We start from the raw sequence: 15670 nt of genomic DNA, 5'->3' as shown, positions 1-15670 counted from the left end.
ATTTGCGGACTTCTTCTTAAATTTATCCTAGTCTTTTCAACTGCTTTTAGTTAAAATAATAAAAATTTTAAGCCAAGGAACTAAAATGAAAATTTTATCGCAGCTTACGGCACTACTTTTTGGAGTGGTATGTGGCTTTGCAAATGATGGCAAAGTAAGAAGTATCGACATCTACGTCACGCCATACTACTCAGCAAATGCTGGCAAGGTGGAGTACGTCAAGGTCTATGACAAGATAGATGAGCTTTTAAAAAGTGGCAAAGAAGAGGACTTTAAAAAGGCTGAAAAGATCGTGCAAGACACCCCACAAATGGTCTCTCCGATAACTCTTTTTGTTCTTTCAGCTCGCGCATACGATCTTGGACTTCGCGATGATGCGGTATTTTGGTTTTATGCGGCAAAAAATCGCGCGATCTTGCTAAGAGGCGTTATAGACATGGAGGGCGAGAAATTTACTGACGTGGTGGCCGCGATAGGGGCGTTTATGAAGCTTGTTGGCGACGTGGTCAATCCTTATGCATTTTGCGATATCAAAAAGCAACAAGAGATCGCTGATAAAGCGCTTGAATGGACTAAGAAAAATGCCTATGAAGCGATGTTCTCGCCAGAATTTAGCTCGCCTCACGAAGATAGAAAAGCAGCCCTTGCAAAAGGCATAGAAAAGCTAGAAGCGCGCAATAAAAAAGAGAAAGATTACTTTTTAGATAAAGACAATCTTGCTAACTTTAAAGCTATGCGCAAGCAAAATGGCACTGATGAGAAATTTTGCTTCTAAATAGCGATATAAATTTGAAAATTTGCTTGTAAATTTAGCTTTTAATTTATGTTAAAAGGGCAAATTTACAAGCTATCTCTATTTTAGATGATAAATTTTAGCTCACTACAAATCTGCTTAAATTTCGCTCTTTTTCGTAAGAGTAGCAAAACCACAAAAATGAGAATAAAAAATGACTTTAAAATTTGGCGAACTTGAAAAAGTTGCAACAGATGATGGCTTTATATGGTATGCCCAGACGTGGCTAAAAAGCGAAATTTTTGATCAGGTAGCGTTTTGCCTTGTTAGCACAGATGGGGCAGACATGGATGATGAGACTACTTTACTAGCAGAGCGCATCGCCAGTGATATTGACCGGTATGTAAAAGAGGCACTTATCTTTTTAAAAGATGAGCTTAGGCGAGGGCGCTTTTTGAGCGAGGACGAGCTTAGCTTGCTTGACGCGCCAGTTTGCGACCTGCCCTTTAGCTCACCACAATGCACCTTTTATGCGCGTGATAAGCAGTGGCTGATGAGATTTGCTGAGGGTGAGCTTGGTATCTGCGAGCCTTACGGTATAGGGGTGATCTTTGAGGGTGAAAGGCCGCTTTGTTTAGAAAATTTAGAGCTTAGCCAAGAGTGCTAATCGCGGATAAATTTTGCTTTTAAATGGTGAGATAAATTTAGTTGCTGTTTTAGGTTTTTAGCCCAAAACAGCAAAAATTTGCATTTATGCGTTGCAGCAGCAATAATCACTTGGATCTTTTTCTTTTGTGATCCTAGCTCTTAGGTCGTGACGGATGATCTCTATCGACCAGAACCATATCATGTGGCCGACAAATTCAGATACATGCTCGTACCAAGGGAGTGTCCAAAGTGGTGGAGTAAGCCCCAAAATAGGCAATGTAATCACGTGAACAGCGATATTTACGATAATGCCAACTAGTAAGCCTTGCCATATTGTAATCTTTGGAAATTTCTCAGCCAAAACACAATAAGCAACCGCAAAAACGATCGAAAATAATATATGCGTCATCATTACGTAGTTAAATGCATGCCCTGCAAACTCGTAAATGGCGGCATTTGGATCGGCTACACCCAAATAATCTCTTAAAAATACATAAGGCGGATTTAAGAAATTTCTAGAGCAATCGATCGCATCGGCTACTCTAATGACACTCTCTGGTCCGCAAGCAGCGTTAAACATATCCATCGGACTTCTTGGAGGAAGTGGGAATTCCGCTCCCCATTTGACAAAAGCTGAGACAACGCCAGCGACAAGGCCGATCAATGCAGCTAGAGCAAATCTAGGTTTTGTTGCTAAATTTGACATTTAAACTCCTTCTTTAAATTTGCAAAATCTTATTGCAATTTACTTTATGATAAGATTAATCATTATTAAAAATATTTAAAATTTTAATGGACTTAAAATCATAAAATTTTTAGCCATTTTTGGCTAAACTAAGAAAAGATTTAAAGGAGAATAGATGTCTAAAGAGTTTAAAGATGCAAATGAATTTAAGGAATTTTTTGAAGAATTTAGAAAAAAAGATGGCTACAAAGATCCACTTGCTTTTGGTATCGCTAGGATCGATCGTGGACAAAAAAATACAGATAAAATTTTACAAGCGACATTCGCTGTTGTAAATTACAAAGAGAGCTTTTTAAGCGCTGCTGCTTATATCTATGCTTTGCAAAAATGTGATGTTAAGGTTGATTTTAACGGCTCTGAATTTGTAGCTGATCTTACGCCAAAAGTAGTGAAAAAAGCCAGCAAGCTCTTTAGCGTCTTTGAAAAAGAGATAAGCTCTCATAAAAATGTACAAAATTTACATGCCGTAAAAATGGCATTTGATGATGATCTTGAACTAAATGAGAATAAATTTAAGCTTGTGTTTTTGTTTGATGATGCAAAACCACTTAGCGTGGAGGCCGTATATCTCAAGCTTTACTTGATATCGCTTGGCAAAGTCGCACCTAGAACGATCGTACTTGATGGAGCTTTTGGTGTGTTGCCAAATGTTGCATGGACTAGCCAAAATACGCCAATTGAGCTTGAATGGCTAAGAGAAAATGAAATTTCTCTAAAGATGTTTGGCGAATATCCAGCGATCGTTAGCGTCGATAAATTCCCAAGATTTTTAAGCCACATCATTCCAGCGGATAATACGAGAATTTTAGACTCAGCTAAGGTTCGCATGGGTGCTGCCGTGTATCCTGGCACAGTCGTTATGCCAGGTGCTGCCTATATCAACTTTAACGCAGGTACAACTGGTGGCGTGATGGTTGAAGGCAGAGTCAGCAGCTCTGTCGTAGTTGGCGAGGGTAGTGACGTAGGTGGCGGAGCTAGCATACTTGGCGTGCTAAGTGGCACAAACGGCAACCCTGTAAGCATCGGCAAACACTGCTTGCTTGGCGCAAACTCAGTTACAGGTGTGCCTCTTGGCGATAACTGCATCGTGGATGCTGGCATAGCGGTGCTTGAGGGCACAAAGGTCTATATATCAGCTAGCGAGCGCGAAAAGTTAGCTAAACTAAATCCAGAGTTTAAATTTGAAGCTGAAATTTACAAAGCGCTTGAGCTTGGTGGGCTAAATGGACTTCATTTTAGACAAAACAGCCAAACAGGCCAGATCACTGCAAGTGCGAGCAAAAGGGCGATCAAGCTAAATGAGGCACTTCATTAAAAGGAGCTAGCATGAAAGTTGGCATTTTGATGTTTGACAAGCTAAATCTACTAAGCTTTGCCAAAATTTATGATTTTTTACATAAATTTGAGGATTTTAATATCAAAACCTACGCCATAAAACCTGAGATAGTCGATGAATTTGGCGTCAGGCTTCATCCTGAAATTTATGCTGAAAGCCTTTATGGCGTGGATGTCTTAGTCGTGCCAGATGGCGTTGGAGCACTTGGATTAAGATACGATGAGATATTTTTAAGCTGGGTTAAAAGCTCAGCGAGTGCGAAATTTAAGATAGGTTTTGATCTTGGAGTGCTTATCCTTGGTGGGGCTGGATTTTTAGAAGACAGAGAGGCTTGCATAAGGGGCGGATACAAAAACGCTCTAAGTGACTACTGTGATGTTAATGACGCTAAGATGTGCGAAAGTAGGGGTGTCATAAGCGTTAGTGAATTTGATGATAGAATCAAAGAGCAGCTGGCAACGATACTAGGTAAAGATAAATTTTAATGGCTTTGACTCTTAAATTACGATAGAAATTTTATATTTTTAGTAAGCTTATAGCTTGTTTATAGCGCTATTTACCACTTGTAGGTGTGCTACATTATCCACTCTGTGAAATCAAAATTTAAATTATTTCCAAGCTTTGTTATCTGCTCTAAAATTTCATAATAATTTTTTCTATTTGCTTAAATAATGCTAGAGATAGAAAATGGCTTAACGCCATCTTCTCTTAAAAAGTAGTGTGCCAAAGCCATTGTTATGCGTCCATTACTGTCATCATAAGGATGGATAAAAAAACTAAAGATGTGCAATAAAACTTTTTAGATATGCGTTTTCAAGGCTTTTATTAATAAAATTTTAAAAGTTCTCATCTCATCTTCTATGCCTCTACTGGTAAGGCTTTATAGTGGATTTGTGTCTTTTTTGGCAAGTCCGAGATAATCTGTATGTCATTATCTCTAAAATTAGCTCTTTTTATCTTGCAAGTTTTGCTTTGGATATATTCAAACAAGGTATTGTGCCAGCCATGTAGCCGCTCGAGGTTTATATAGTCTTTGTTTAAATTTACTTCAAGCATTAGCGAGACTAGATTACTACTGTGTCTAGTCGCATGAGTATCAGCTAGTCAGTCAAAATTTTTGTCTAACATCTTTTTTATAGGTGAGTGAATACTTATACTATTGAGCCTTTCCGATGAGTAGATGATCTAATCTTCTAGAGCACTGATTTGTGCCTTTAAAAGATCGTTTTTGCAGATTTCACTTTGTTTTATTTTCGTGATCTTGCTCTAGCTTATTTGTAAGGATATCTATTATTCTTTTATAGAAAGAAAATTTTGTGTAATTAGGATGCTGTCATGCCAACTAGTTTTGCATTATTTTCTAAAAGTAAAGTAGTATTTTATATTTTTTGCTCAACGTATGGAACTTATTTATAGCAGTAAAATTTGATATATATATTGCTTTTGATTTGTTATTTGTAAAAATCGTTTTTACTAGAATTAAGCCAAGGTTAAGGCTAGAGATAAGTTATCTACCTAGCCTATAGTCTCTTCTAGCATCCTTATAACCACGTCTATATCCACGCTCAAAACCATCATCATAGTCGTCATCGTTATAGTAGCCTCCGCGGTAACCACGCTGAAATCTATCATATCCATTTTGATAGTATGGACGGTAGCTAGGAGGATATGGTGCATAGTTTGGATCAACAGGATAGTAGCCATTTGCACGGCAACTATCCTCGTCAAATTTTTCTATTCCGTTGCGAAATTTATAGCTTTCTATTTTTTTATCAAAGCTATCAATACTTCTTATGTCGCCATAAATTTTAGCCATTTCTCTTTGATTTATAAGACCACAAAGCCTAGCTTCAACTTTTTTTTCATAACTCATAGCAAACAAAAAAGTCAATGAACAAAATAAAATGGCTATAAATTTCATATTAATCTCCTACTTTTAGGCTTCCGCCTTTGCCAAGACCGCCTTTTACATTTTGTGCTTTGTAATCTTTTAGGGCAATAACTAATTGATTCATCGAATCAAGGAAAGCATTTACAAGTGTTTTTCCCTCAGGTGTTCTTGAATATACGCCAAGTCCAGCGCCAAGAGAAGCACCAGCGCTACCGCCCATACCAAAGAAATCAGTGCTAGAAGCTGAGCCAATGGCTGCTGCTAATTGAACACCTGAACGATTTTCTATAAGAACCAATGTGGTTTGTGTCTCTTTTGTTGAAAAACCACCAGCTATAGCACCTGCTACACTACCAAAAAGTGCTTCAACAAGAGCACCTGCACCGCCCGTATCTTCGTTACTAAAGAAAATTTCAGGGCGAATAGTATAATCAGCTGCTACCATTTTACCTTTGCCAAAACCAGAACTGCTACGTAGTTCGCCTGATCTATCAAGTGCACGCTCTTGCATCATATTATCCATCATAGCGCCACGTTCAACTATAACAAAACAACCAGTTTGTTGCGCAAGAAGACGCAAAACCGGAATAGTTGATGTGAGCTTGTAGTTGTGTGTTAAATATGAATACCAATCAGAATTTTAGTCTTCATAAAACGCAAGTGTTCCAAGGGTGCTACTACATTTTTCTATTTTTGTGTTAGCATTATTGTTATTGCTTCCAGCAGCACTGCCAGTTACACCGTTGCTATTGCCAGTTGCACAACCGCTTAAAAGTAAAACTCCAAGACCCACGCTTAGTAAAGATGAACTTAACTTCATTTTTATCCTTAATATTTAAGTTGGTTTTTTAATATTATATATAAGCAAATATTATAAAAATATTAATATAAGATTTATGTTTAGTAGCATAATGCAAAACTACTTTTATAAAAATTTAAGTAGCCAGCAAGATGCCAGCCACACGAGTTATTCGACAGTTACGCTTTTTGCAAGATTTCTTGGCATATCGACATTGTTGCCAAGTCTAACAGAAATTTCAAGTGCAAGTAGCTGAAGCACTAGCATCATCTCGAAAAATTCGCTCATATAGTGATCTTGAACGCTTGTTTTTACGTAGTCATCGCTTAGCTCAAACTCAAGTGGGCTTATCGCCAGGATGTAGGCATCTCTTGCGGCAAGCTCTTCTACATTACTCTTTGTCTTTTCATAAAGTAAATTTTGAGGCATTAAAGCTATCGTAAATAGCTTCTCATCTGCAAGCGCGATAGGGCCGTGCTTCATCTCGCCTGATGGATAGCCCTCGGCGTGAAGATATGAAATTTCTTTAAGTTTTAACGCACCTTCAAGTGCTAGCGGATAGAAGATATCTCTACCAATAAAGAAGAAGCCATGACCATGTAAATAATGCTTGCTTAGGCGGTGAAGCTTCTCTTGAAGAGAGTTATTGATATTTAAAATTTGTGGAATGTGAAGAAGCGTTTTGATTTCGTGATCAAGCTCTTTTTTGCCAATAGAATTTTTAGCTGCCGCCATTTGAAGCACAAGCATCCAAAGCACGATGATCTGCGTTGCAAAGGCCTTTGTGCTTGCAACACCTTTTTCGATACCAGCACGAGTTAGAAGCGTATTATCAGCTAGTCTAACGATAGATGAGTTATCGACGTTACAAATCGCAAGCGTTTTTAGCCCAGCCTCTTTTGCGATCCTAAGTGCCTCAAGAGTGTCGGCTGTCTCGCCACTTTGTGAGATGACGATGAAGAGCGAGTTTTTGTTTAGATAAGGCTTTCTGTATCTAAATTCACTTGCTACTTCGACCTTTGTTCTAACTTTAGCAAGTCTTTCAAAAAGATAGCTTGCAACAAGTGCCGCATGGTAGCTCGTACCGCACGCACAAAGCACGACATCATCGATACTTTTTAGATATTCATCGTCTAAATTTTCAAGGGTGACTTTGTGGTTTTTAACCCTACCCATGATGGTTTCAGATACGACTGCACCTTGCTCGTAAATTTCTTTCTCCATGAAAAATGTATATCCCTCTTTTTGGGCATAGCTCTTATCTTTTGGTAAAGCATTAAACGTTATGCTCGCCTTTTTGCCGTGTTTAAAAACAGCAATCTCGTCTAAGCTCACGTAGCCGTAATTGTTGTCATCAAGATATGCCACCTCTGTTGCATTGCCGATAAGTGGAGCATCTGATGAAGCAAAATATAGCTCTTTTTCATTACTCTTTCCTATCGCCATAGGAGCGGCATCTTTTGCGAAAAATATCTTATCAGGCGCAGTTTTGGTGATAAGTAGCGTCGCATAAGCGCCTCTTAGCTTTGCGATAGTCGCCTCATAAGCTTTAAATGGGTCTTTTTTCTCTTTTAAAATTTCTTCAAAAAGGTGCACGATCACCTCAGTATCAGTTTGGCTGACAAATTTCACGCCCTTTGCTTCAAGCTCATCTTTAAGCTCTTTGTAGTTTTCGATGATGCCGTTATGAACGACAAACGAGTGCTCGCCAAGGTGCGGGTGAGCGTTTATCTCAGTTGGTTTGCCATGCGTCGCCCAGCGTGTGTGACCTATCGCCACACCAAAGCCCTCTGATGTAAAGTCTTTTGTCTTTAGAGCTAAATTTTCAAGCTTGCCGACCGCTTTAAAAAAATCAATCTTGTCATCACTCATCACAGCCATACCAGCGCTGTCATATCCGCGGTACTCAAGCTCTTTTAGACCGCTTAAAATGACCTCTTTTTTCTCTTTATCTCCGATGTATCCTACGATTCCACACATTTTTTACTCACTTATTAATAAATTTAATATCTCTTCGCCTTTGCTCTCAAGTCGCTCGTTTTTCTCGATCAAAAAGAGATTTCTTGTTCTATTTTTGACCGTTTGGATTCTAGCACTCGTGACTTGAAAATGAAGCCTGTCAAAAACACTCATCACATAAGCCATTAGCCCACGCTGATCTTTTGCGTTGATGCTAAGTTTGGCGTAATCTTTTGAGTGATTTAACTCGAAGTTTATCTCATCTTTGTTAATGTTTGGTTTCAAAGGCTCTTTTAAAACCTCGCTATTTAGAGATTTTAGGGCTAAAATTTTAGTGTTTTCAAGCTCATGATTTTTTACATTTTGGTTAAAGTCAAGCCTGATGTAAAATTTCTTCTCAAATAGCTCAAAAATTTCCATGTATGCTAGGTCAAATTTGGCAAATTCATAGAGCAGGGCGCTTAAATTTAGGCTCTTTTTTGTATAAATCTGAATGCTTAAATTTTTAGAGTTATTTATAAAAATTTCTGTCGCATTTAAGCTATCTGCAACCTTGCTTAAATTTATGATCTCACTCGCATTATATTTTATAAAGACAAGATTTGATGTGATTTTAAAAATTTTCTCTTGCAAGCTTAGTTCAAGCGCCAAAAACTCGCTATTTCGTTTTATAGACTGCTCTTTTTTTACGCGCCTTGTCGCTTCATCTAATAAATTTTCATCGCTAAATGCACTAAGAGAAATTTCATAAAGCTCTCTTAAAAGTTTAGCTGTGTAGGCGTTATAAAGTCTCTCATTTGTTGCATTTATCACGCAGTAGCTAAGGATGTAAAGCAGTTTTAAAACCTGCTTGTCGCCAAGCTTTGAGATAAAGGTAAAGATGACGCGCTGTGAGTAGATGTCCTCTCTGTTTGAGACGTTGCTCATTAGGGTGTGGTATTTTATCAATATGACGCCGATATTGATAGCTTTTTGGCTTAAATTTAGCTTGTTCGCGTAGGCTCTAAAGATATTTGCGCCGATATTTGCGTGGTCTTTACCAAGCCCTTTGCCAACGTCGTGCATTAAAGTCACGATCTTTAGCATTGTTTTACCATCTAAGCAAAGCTCGGCATAGAGATTTTTTATAAATTTATCTTTTATATTTTCAAGAAATTTTACACTTAAGATGCTATGCTCATCGACTGTAAATTCGTGATAGCCGTCGTACTGAGCTAGCTGGCTGATGTGCTCCATTGGCTTTATTAAAATTTGTATCATTTGCGCATCGAGCAATGATTTTAAAATGGCATAGGAATTTTTTCTTAAAAATATCTTTTTAAACTCGCTTATAGCACGCTCTAAGCCGCTTTTTGTAATAATGGCTCGCTTGATGTAAAAGATCGCGCTTATATCAAATTTATAATCCACATCTTTTAGTTCCAAAAGCTCATTTATGAGATCCTCGATGAGAGCTGGCTTTTTATGAAGTGGCACGTAAATAACGCCATTTATTTCGTAAAAGCCATTTTTTAGCCTTGCAAATTTTCTCTGATCAAAATTTAGCTCGCTTTTAAAAAATGGCCTACAAAGAGAAGCGACGATAAACCTCGAATAAATAGCGACATTATTCATCGAGCTTAGCATTTTTTGGCTGATAACGCTTTCATTATCTTGAAGCTTTTTAGACTTTGTTTGCATGAAATTTGTCGTGATTTCAACGCTTGAAGCGCTAAAAGTATCAGAATTTTGAGTTAAATTTAAAGTGGTTAGTAGGCTTAGTAAAAAGTCCACATTTAGGTTAAAGCTAGCGATCTCTTTTTCATTCATCACTTTTAGGGCTTGTGATCTAACTGAAATGTCGCTATCTAGGCAGTTTAGTATGCAGTTTAGGTGATAAATTTCATCTATCCCGCCAAAGCCACTTTTTAAATTTGGCTCTTGGGCTAAGTAGCTGATGCTAGAAAACGGCAAAAACGCCTTTAAATGGTAGTTTAAAAAGGCTTTTTTATCAAATTCTTTTAATTTTACGATCTCGCTTTTTACTAGACGGTAGAGGCTTTTTGAACCACAGATATATCGGACTTGTGATGTTTCGCTTTTAAATTTGAGATCATCTTTGTAATTTGTAAAAATTTCATCTATTTCAACGCTTTTTATATAAAAATTTATTCCAGAACCACTTAAAATTTCGCTAAATTCTTTTAAGAAATTCTTTATGTTGTAGCCTTTTAAATTTTTATAAACTAGTAAAATTTCAAGCTCGCTATTTGCGCTAAGTAGAGTTTGGGCGTATTTTCCAGTAGCTAAAACACTAAAAGCAAAGCTGTCATTTTGCGGCACAAAATCATCAAAAAAATCTCGCATAGTTTCATTTAAATAAGATTTTATAAAATCATCATATTCTTTGGCTAAAAAATTTGCAAAATTTCTACCCTGATTTTTTTGAAAATGTTTTGGTAAATTTGCCTTAAAATCAAGAAATTTCTCTTTGATTTTTAAATAATTATCGCTATTTTTGGTACTTTTATCAGCCAGCATTTAATGTTTCCATTGTTAAAAATATCTTGGCAAATGTTACATAATTTTTGCAAAAACAAAGCTTTATTTGCCTATAATGAAGCCTTAAGTTCAGCTTTAGGACGATAAAGATAATGAATCTATTACAAAAACTAGAAAGTGGCGAGAGATTAAGCAAACAAGAGGCTTTTTCGCTTTATGAGCTTGATCTTTTTACATTGGCTAAATTTGCCGATAAAAAGCGCAGAAAACTGCATGGCAACAAGGTCTTTTTTAATGTAAATCGCCATATCAATCCAACAAATATCTGCGCTGATATCTGTAAATTTTGCGCATTTTCAGCTCACAGAAAAAATCCAAATCCATACTTAATGAGCCACGAAGAAATTTTAAAGATCGTTGATGAGAGCGTAAGCCACGGCGTAAAAGAGATACACATCGTATCAGCTCACAACGCAAAAAGTGGCTGGCAGTGGTATTTAGAAATTTTTAAAAAGATAAAGGCAGCTCATCCAGAGCTTCACGTAAAGGCGATGACGGCAGCTGAAATCGACTTTTTATCAAGACATTACGGCTTAAGCTATGAAGAAGTGATAGAGAAGATGCTCGAATACGGCGTCGATAGCATGCCAGGCGGTGGGGCTGAAATTTTTGACGAAGAGGTCAGGGCTAAAATTTGCAAAGGCAAAGTAAGTAGCGAAAACTGGCTCAAAATCCACAAAATGTGGCATGATCACGGCAAACAAAGCAACGCAACAATGCTTTTTGGTCACATAGAAAGCCGTGAAAATAGGATCGATCACATGCTAAGGATTAGGGACTTGCAAGATGAAACTGGCGGTTTTAACGCATTTATACCGCTAGTTTATCAAAGAGAAAACAACTACTTAAAAGATGTGAAATTTCTAGGATCAGCTGAAATTTTAAAGACTCTGGCGATCTCACGTCTTGTGCTTGATAATGTCCCACATATCAAAGCTTACTGGGCTACTTCGACACTAAATTTAGCGATGATAGCTCAGGAATTTGGTGCTGATGATCTTGATGGCACGATAGAAAAAGAGAGCATCCAAAGTGCAGCCGGCGCAAATAGCGCAAACGGCGTTACACTAAAGATATTTTGTGATCTTATTAAAACATCTGGTTTTACGCCGGTTGAGCGTGATAGCTTATATAACGAACTTAAAATTTACTAAAAGGAGCTTGGGGTGAAATTTTTTGACTTAGCACAAAACAAAACGAGTGTGAAGCAGGAATTTGGAGCGGGACTTACGACATTTTTGGCAATGATGTATATCGTGCCGGTAAATGCGATCATTATGAGCAAAACTGGCATGCCTTATGAGGCACTCATCACTGCAACTGCGCTAATTACCATCTTTTCTACGATATTAAATGGTCTTTGGGCGAATACACCAGTTGCGATGAGCGTTGGTATGGGGCTTAACGCTTATTTTACATTTGGTCTTTGCATCGGTATGAAAGTGCCTTGGCAAACTGCTCTTGGCGTTGTTTTCTTAAGTGGCGTGATATTTGTCGTCTTATCTTTTACAAATTTTAGGATGTGGATAATTAGATCCATCCCACTTGACCTACGAAGAGCGATAAGTGCTGGCATAGGCACATTTATCAGCTTTGTGGCGTTTCAGCAAATGGGCTTTATCGTAAATAGCGACGCAGTTTTGGTTGGTATAGGAAATTTCAAAGATCCAAACGTGCTTCTTGGTGTTTTAGGACTATTTTTAGTTATTTGCTTTTGGGCGTGGAAGATAAAGGGCGCGTTTATCCTAGCTGTGCTTGCTACTTCAGTGATAGCTTGGATACTTGGTATCGCTCCTCATCCAACAGAAATTTTCTCAACTCCAGCCTCTATCTCTCCGATATTTTTAGAGCTTGATATAAAAGGCGCGCTTAGCCTAGCCTTGCTGCCAGTTGTTATCACATTTTTTGTGACCGATCTTTTTGACTCGATAGGCACACTAGCTGGTGTAGGCACGAGGGCTGGAATTTTTGATGAAAACAAAAAAGATGGCGTCATAAAACTTGAAAAAACTCTTGAAGCTGACGCTATTGCTACGGCAGCTGGCTCACTTGTAGGCGTAAGTACGACCACATCGTTTGTAGAGAGTGCTAGCGGTGTAGAAGAGGGCGGTAGAACTGGTCTAACGGCTGTATTTTGCGGACTTTTATTTATACTTACATTATTTATGTTGCCACTTTTTAAAGCGATTCCTGGCAATGCCATCTATCCGATCCTTGTGATGGTTGGCGTGCTTATGTTTGCTGAGCTTGCTAGTATAAATTTTAAAGATCCAGCCATTGCTGTTGCGACATTTTTCATAGTTGTGCTCATCCCGCTTACTTATTCGATCACAAACGGCCTTGCATTTGGCTTTATGTCATACGTCATAGTTAAGCTCATAAAGAGAGATTTTAGCGATATAAATTTAGGCGTAGTCGTGCTAGCGCTCATTAGTTTTATCGTATTTTTAGTGCATTGATAAGGAAGAAAGATGATATTTTATAGTTATGATGAATTTGCTGTTGATACTAAAAAGATGGCAAAACAGATAAAAGATGAGTTTGATCCAGAGGTGATACTAGCTGTGGCAAGAGGCGGTTTAACGCTTGGCCACTCGCTAGCTGTTGCGCTTAATAATAGAAATTTATTCACCTTAAATTCTATCCATTATGAAGATACAAACAAGCTTGATACGATTAACATCTTTAACGTACCAGATCTTAGCAAATACACTAAAATTTTGCTCGTCGATGACATCATCGACAGTGGCGAGAGTATGGTCGAGATAAAAAGAGAACTGCTTAAGCGTTATCCAAATTTAGATATCAAAATAGCGACCGTCTTTTATAAAGAGAAAGCTCTGCTTTTGCCAGAATTTAAGGTAAAAGAGGCTCACGATTGGATTGAGTTTTTTTGGGATATACATATTTAAGGAAAATTTTTGCTAGATAAATTTAGGGAATTTGTTGGACATCACGTCGCTTTTAGCGTATTTTTAATATGTTTGATCGATTGTATATTTTTACTTTATACGGCAAATTCTCTTAGCATAAGTTACAGTGAAGCTGAAATTTTTTTTAACAAACAAAATTTTCTTAGTCATGTTTTAAACTTAAGCATTCAAATTTTTGGTCAAACAGATATTGCTCTAAGATCTGTGATGATCGCGTTTCATGTCATAAGCGTCGTTTTAATGTATAAGGTAAGCAAATTTTACATTAAATTAGAGTTTGACAGACTTATTGCGGTATTGCTTTTTATCTTACTTCCTGGCACGATAGCTTCAGCTCTTATTGTCAATAATGCTGGGCTTTGCATTATGCTGGCGCTCCTATGTATCTACTTTTTTCATGTTAAAAATAAAATTTTATTTGTAGCATTTTTTTGTCTTTCTTTTTTTATAGATGGCGATTTTTTGATATTTTACGCAGGATTTTTTATATTTTCACTTTATAAAAGAAGGCCTCCGCTTGCTTGGCTAAGTGCTATTTTATTTTTACTCACGCTTTACTTTTTTGGTTTTGATACAAATGGTAGGCCAAGTGGGCACTTTATCGATACTTTTGGTATCTTTGCCGCTGTTTTTTCGCCATTTATTTTTATCTTTTTTGTCTATACGATTTATAGAATTTGGGTTAAGGAAAAGAAGGATCTTTTATGGTTTATCGCTATTTGCTCATTTTGCTTTTGTATGATAGTCTCAGTGCGCCAAAGGCTGGAGCTTGAGCAGTTTTTGCCATTTTGCGTGATCGCAATGCCACTTATGGTAAGGGTATTTTTTAATTCATATCGCGTAAGATTGCCAAAATTTAGAAAAGGCTATAAAATTTGCACGACCTTAGTGATGCTTTTTCTAGCCCTAAACTGGTCGATGATCGTATTTAATCAAATTTTTTACCTATTTTTAGATAATCCAACGAAGCATTTTGTCTATAAATTTGATATTGTAAAAGAGCTTGCTGCTAAATTAAAAGAAGCGGAAATTAAGGATTTATACACCGATAATAAAAAGCTTGCATTAAGACTTAAATTTTATGGTATAGACGTAAGAGATGAGTCTAAAAATTTATTAGTAAGCGCCGATCTAGATGGAAAATCAAAATTTTGCATAGAAAAAATGGGAAAAGTAATCGCAAATTTTGATGTAAGAGGCAGGTAGATGCATAAAAACAAGGGTTTTACTGTTATAGAGCTTATTTTTGTAATCATTGCCGTTGGCATACTTGCGGCAATGATCATACCAAGGCTAGAAATAAACGGAGCCAGAGAGGCAGCTACACAGATGCTAACGCATATAAGGTACGCCCAACACCTTGCCATACAAGATGATAAATTTGTACATTCAGAAAATGAAAAATTTTGGTTTAAAATGAGATGGGGGATAGCTATTAATGACACTAGTTTGCAAGAGTGCTCTGTAGATGAGCCTGGGGTTAAATCTTGGAAATATAGTATTTTTTATGATAAAAGAGGTAGTGGTAATAAATTTAGTGGTAACTTAAATTCCAAAGAAGAGGTTGCTATCGATACACAAAAATCAAACAAATTCTTAAGTGCGGGCTGGAGAGGCATTCCACAATCTTATTGCAATAAGATTAATACAGATTTAAATATTGAGAAAAAATATGGCATAAAATCGGTTAAATTTGTTGGTAGTTGTAGAAAAGGCAAGACGCAAACCATTGATTTTGATGAATTAGGTAGGCCTATGAGAGTAGTAAGTGTTACTGGCAGTAAAGGAGCAAAAAGACCTTATTCAAGACTATTGAAAGGTGATTGCAAGATAATTTTAACAGATAAAAATAACAATGTAGCCTCTATAAATATAGAAAAAAGAAGTGGATACGCATATATAAACTAACCCCTTAAACCTATAACAAAAATACATACTTTAAAATTTTTAAGCGCCTAACAATTTTTTCTAAAATCCCCTAATTATTTCAACTATCTTTAAGTATTGCTCGTATATAATTCCAGCTCACGAAACGAGAAACCACCTTTAACTTCATTGGTTAATAAAGCCTTTTCTTTTTATCGT

Annotated in this window: 16 protein-coding genes; 9 read left to right on the top strand and 7 right to left on the bottom strand. The window is 37.1% G+C overall.

Annotated elements, in window-relative coordinates:
• Nucleotides 1-85: 85 nt before the first annotated feature.
• Both F3H00_RS08430 and F3H00_RS08425 read left to right on the top strand, forming a co-directional pair.
• Nucleotides 86-775, top strand: a complete 690-nt coding sequence (locus F3H00_RS08430; protein ID WP_148800199.1) for a cytochrome-c oxidase — start codon at nucleotides 86-88, stop codon at nucleotides 773-775.
• A gap of 172 nt (nucleotides 776-947) precedes the next feature.
• Complete coding sequence (locus tag F3H00_RS08425; RefSeq protein ID WP_148800197.1) at nucleotides 948-1400, top strand: hypothetical protein; 453 nt, start codon at nucleotides 948-950, stop codon at nucleotides 1398-1400.
• Nucleotides 1401-1484: 84 nt separating this feature from the next.
• Here the strand turns inward: F3H00_RS08425 and F3H00_RS08420 are convergent, their stop codons facing one another.
• The gene (locus F3H00_RS08420) at nucleotides 1485-2087 is read right to left on the bottom strand and encodes a YagU family protein (RefSeq protein ID WP_148800195.1); all 603 of its coding nucleotides are present in this window, start codon (nucleotides 2085-2087) and stop codon (nucleotides 1485-1487) included.
• Nucleotides 2088-2241: 154 nt separating this feature from the next.
• On the opposite strand from F3H00_RS08420, the gene F3H00_RS08415 reads away from it, so the two are divergent.
• Both F3H00_RS08415 and F3H00_RS08410 read left to right on the top strand, forming a co-directional pair.
• A complete protein-coding gene (locus F3H00_RS08415; protein ID WP_054196847.1) occupies nucleotides 2242-3441 on the top strand; it encodes a 2,3,4,5-tetrahydropyridine-2,6-carboxylate N-succinyltransferase in 1200 nt (399 codons plus the stop codon).
• A gap of 11 nt (nucleotides 3442-3452) precedes the next feature.
• Complete coding sequence (locus F3H00_RS08410; RefSeq protein WP_148800192.1) at nucleotides 3453-3947, top strand: type 1 glutamine amidotransferase family protein; 495 nt, start codon at nucleotides 3453-3455, stop codon at nucleotides 3945-3947.
• Nucleotides 3948-4320: 373 nt separating this feature from the next.
• On the opposite strand, the gene F3H00_RS08405 is transcribed toward F3H00_RS08410, so the two are convergent.
• The 6 genes from F3H00_RS08405 to F3H00_RS08385 all read right to left on the bottom strand — a co-directional run bounded on the left by F3H00_RS08405 (nucleotide 4321) and on the right by F3H00_RS08385 (nucleotide 10631).
• Nucleotides 4321-4518 (bottom strand): hypothetical protein, encoded by a 198-nt coding sequence (locus F3H00_RS08405; RefSeq protein ID WP_148800189.1) that lies wholly within the window; start codon nucleotides 4516-4518, stop codon nucleotides 4321-4323.
• 451 nt (nucleotides 4519-4969) lie between these two features.
• A complete protein-coding gene (locus tag F3H00_RS08400; RefSeq protein WP_148800188.1) occupies nucleotides 4970-5383 on the bottom strand; it encodes a gamma-glutamyl phosphate reductase in 414 nt (137 codons plus the stop codon).
• A gap of 1 nt (nucleotide 5384) precedes the next feature.
• Nucleotides 5385-5933: a CsgG/HfaB family protein gene (locus F3H00_RS10630; protein WP_508610268.1), complete on the bottom strand. Its 549-nt coding sequence runs from the start codon at nucleotides 5931-5933 to the stop codon at nucleotides 5385-5387.
• Between the two features lie 60 nt (nucleotides 5934-5993).
• On the bottom strand, nucleotides 5994-6173 hold the full coding sequence (locus F3H00_RS10625) for a hypothetical protein (protein WP_223155272.1): 180 nt from the start codon (nucleotides 6171-6173) through the stop codon (nucleotides 5994-5996).
• 147 nt (nucleotides 6174-6320) lie between these two features.
• On the bottom strand, nucleotides 6321-8132 hold the full coding sequence (gene glmS / locus F3H00_RS08390; protein WP_148800182.1) for a glutamine--fructose-6-phosphate transaminase (isomerizing): 1812 nt from the start codon (nucleotides 8130-8132) through the stop codon (nucleotides 6321-6323).
• 3 nt (nucleotides 8133-8135) lie between these two features.
• Nucleotides 8136-10631 carry an HD domain-containing protein gene (locus tag F3H00_RS08385; RefSeq protein WP_149703811.1) on the bottom strand — a complete coding sequence of 832 codons (2496 nt, stop codon included), beginning with the start codon at nucleotides 10629-10631 and terminating at the stop codon, nucleotides 8136-8138.
• 110 nt (nucleotides 10632-10741) lie between these two features.
• On the opposite strand from F3H00_RS08385, the gene mqnE reads away from it, so the two are divergent.
• From mqnE to F3H00_RS08360, 5 genes are read left to right on the top strand one after another with little or no spacing between them, the layout of a single operon-like run.
• Entirely contained in the window at nucleotides 10742-11806 is a 1065-nt protein-coding gene (mqnE, locus tag F3H00_RS08380; RefSeq protein WP_148800176.1) for an aminofutalosine synthase MqnE, read from the top strand.
• 12 nt (nucleotides 11807-11818) lie between these two features.
• A complete protein-coding gene (locus F3H00_RS08375; RefSeq protein WP_148800173.1) occupies nucleotides 11819-13111 on the top strand; it encodes an NCS2 family permease in 1293 nt (430 codons plus the stop codon).
• A 12-nt stretch (nucleotides 13112-13123) separates the two neighbouring features.
• Nucleotides 13124-13564, top strand: coding sequence for a phosphoribosyltransferase (locus tag F3H00_RS08370; RefSeq protein ID WP_054196841.1), 441 nt, complete (start codon nucleotides 13124-13126; stop codon nucleotides 13562-13564).
• Between the two features lie 9 nt (nucleotides 13565-13573).
• Nucleotides 13574-14791 carry a glycosyltransferase family protein gene (locus F3H00_RS08365; RefSeq protein ID WP_148800170.1) on the top strand — a complete coding sequence of 406 codons (1218 nt, stop codon included), beginning with the start codon at nucleotides 13574-13576 and terminating at the stop codon, nucleotides 14789-14791.
• The gene (locus F3H00_RS08360; protein WP_148800167.1) at nucleotides 14792-15493 is read left to right on the top strand and encodes a pilus assembly FimT family protein; all 702 of its coding nucleotides are present in this window, start codon (nucleotides 14792-14794) and stop codon (nucleotides 15491-15493) included.
• Nucleotides 15494-15670: the final 177 nt, after the last annotated feature.

It is taken from the genome of Campylobacter concisus, from assembly GCF_902460845.1.
Lineage (GTDB): Bacteria > Campylobacterota > Campylobacteria > Campylobacterales > Campylobacteraceae > Campylobacter_A > Campylobacter_A concisus_X.
Note: the sequence above shows the minus strand (reverse complement) of the source record. Positions and strands in the feature narration are given on the sequence as shown.

What these genes read in the sequence shown, in the direction of transcription:
- F3H00_RS08430 (WP_148800199.1), top strand. Translation starts at nt 86, where the DNA reads ATGAAAATTTTATCGCAGCTTACGGCACTACTTTTTGGAGTGGTATGT.
- F3H00_RS08425 (WP_148800197.1), top strand. Translation starts at nt 948, where the DNA reads ATGACTTTAAAATTTGGCGAACTTGAAAAAGTTGCAACAGATGATGGC.
- F3H00_RS08420 (WP_148800195.1), bottom strand. Translation starts at nt 2,087, where the DNA reads ATGTCAAATTTAGCAACAAAACCTAGATTTGCTCTAGCTGCATTGATC.
- F3H00_RS08415 (WP_054196847.1), top strand. Translation starts at nt 2,242, where the DNA reads ATGTCTAAAGAGTTTAAAGATGCAAATGAATTTAAGGAATTTTTTGAA.
- F3H00_RS08410 (WP_148800192.1), top strand. Translation starts at nt 3,453, where the DNA reads ATGAAAGTTGGCATTTTGATGTTTGACAAGCTAAATCTACTAAGCTTT.
- F3H00_RS08405 (WP_148800189.1), bottom strand. Translation starts at nt 4,518, where the DNA reads ATGCTTGAAGTAAATTTAAACAAAGACTATATAAACCTCGAGCGGCTA.
- F3H00_RS08400 (WP_148800188.1), bottom strand. Translation starts at nt 5,383, where the DNA reads ATGAAATTTATAGCCATTTTATTTTGTTCATTGACTTTTTTGTTTGCT.
- F3H00_RS10625 (WP_223155272.1), bottom strand. Translation starts at nt 6,173, where the DNA reads ATGAAGTTAAGTTCATCTTTACTAAGCGTGGGTCTTGGAGTTTTACTT.
- glmS (WP_148800182.1), bottom strand. Translation starts at nt 8,132, where the DNA reads ATGTGTGGAATCGTAGGATACATCGGAGATAAAGAGAAAAAAGAGGTC.
- F3H00_RS08385 (WP_149703811.1), bottom strand. Translation starts at nt 10,631, where the DNA reads ATGCTGGCTGATAAAAGTACCAAAAATAGCGATAATTATTTAAAAATC.
- F3H00_RS08370 (WP_054196841.1), top strand. Translation starts at nt 13,124, where the DNA reads ATGATATTTTATAGTTATGATGAATTTGCTGTTGATACTAAAAAGATG.
- F3H00_RS08360 (WP_148800167.1), top strand. Translation starts at nt 14,792, where the DNA reads ATGCATAAAAACAAGGGTTTTACTGTTATAGAGCTTATTTTTGTAATC.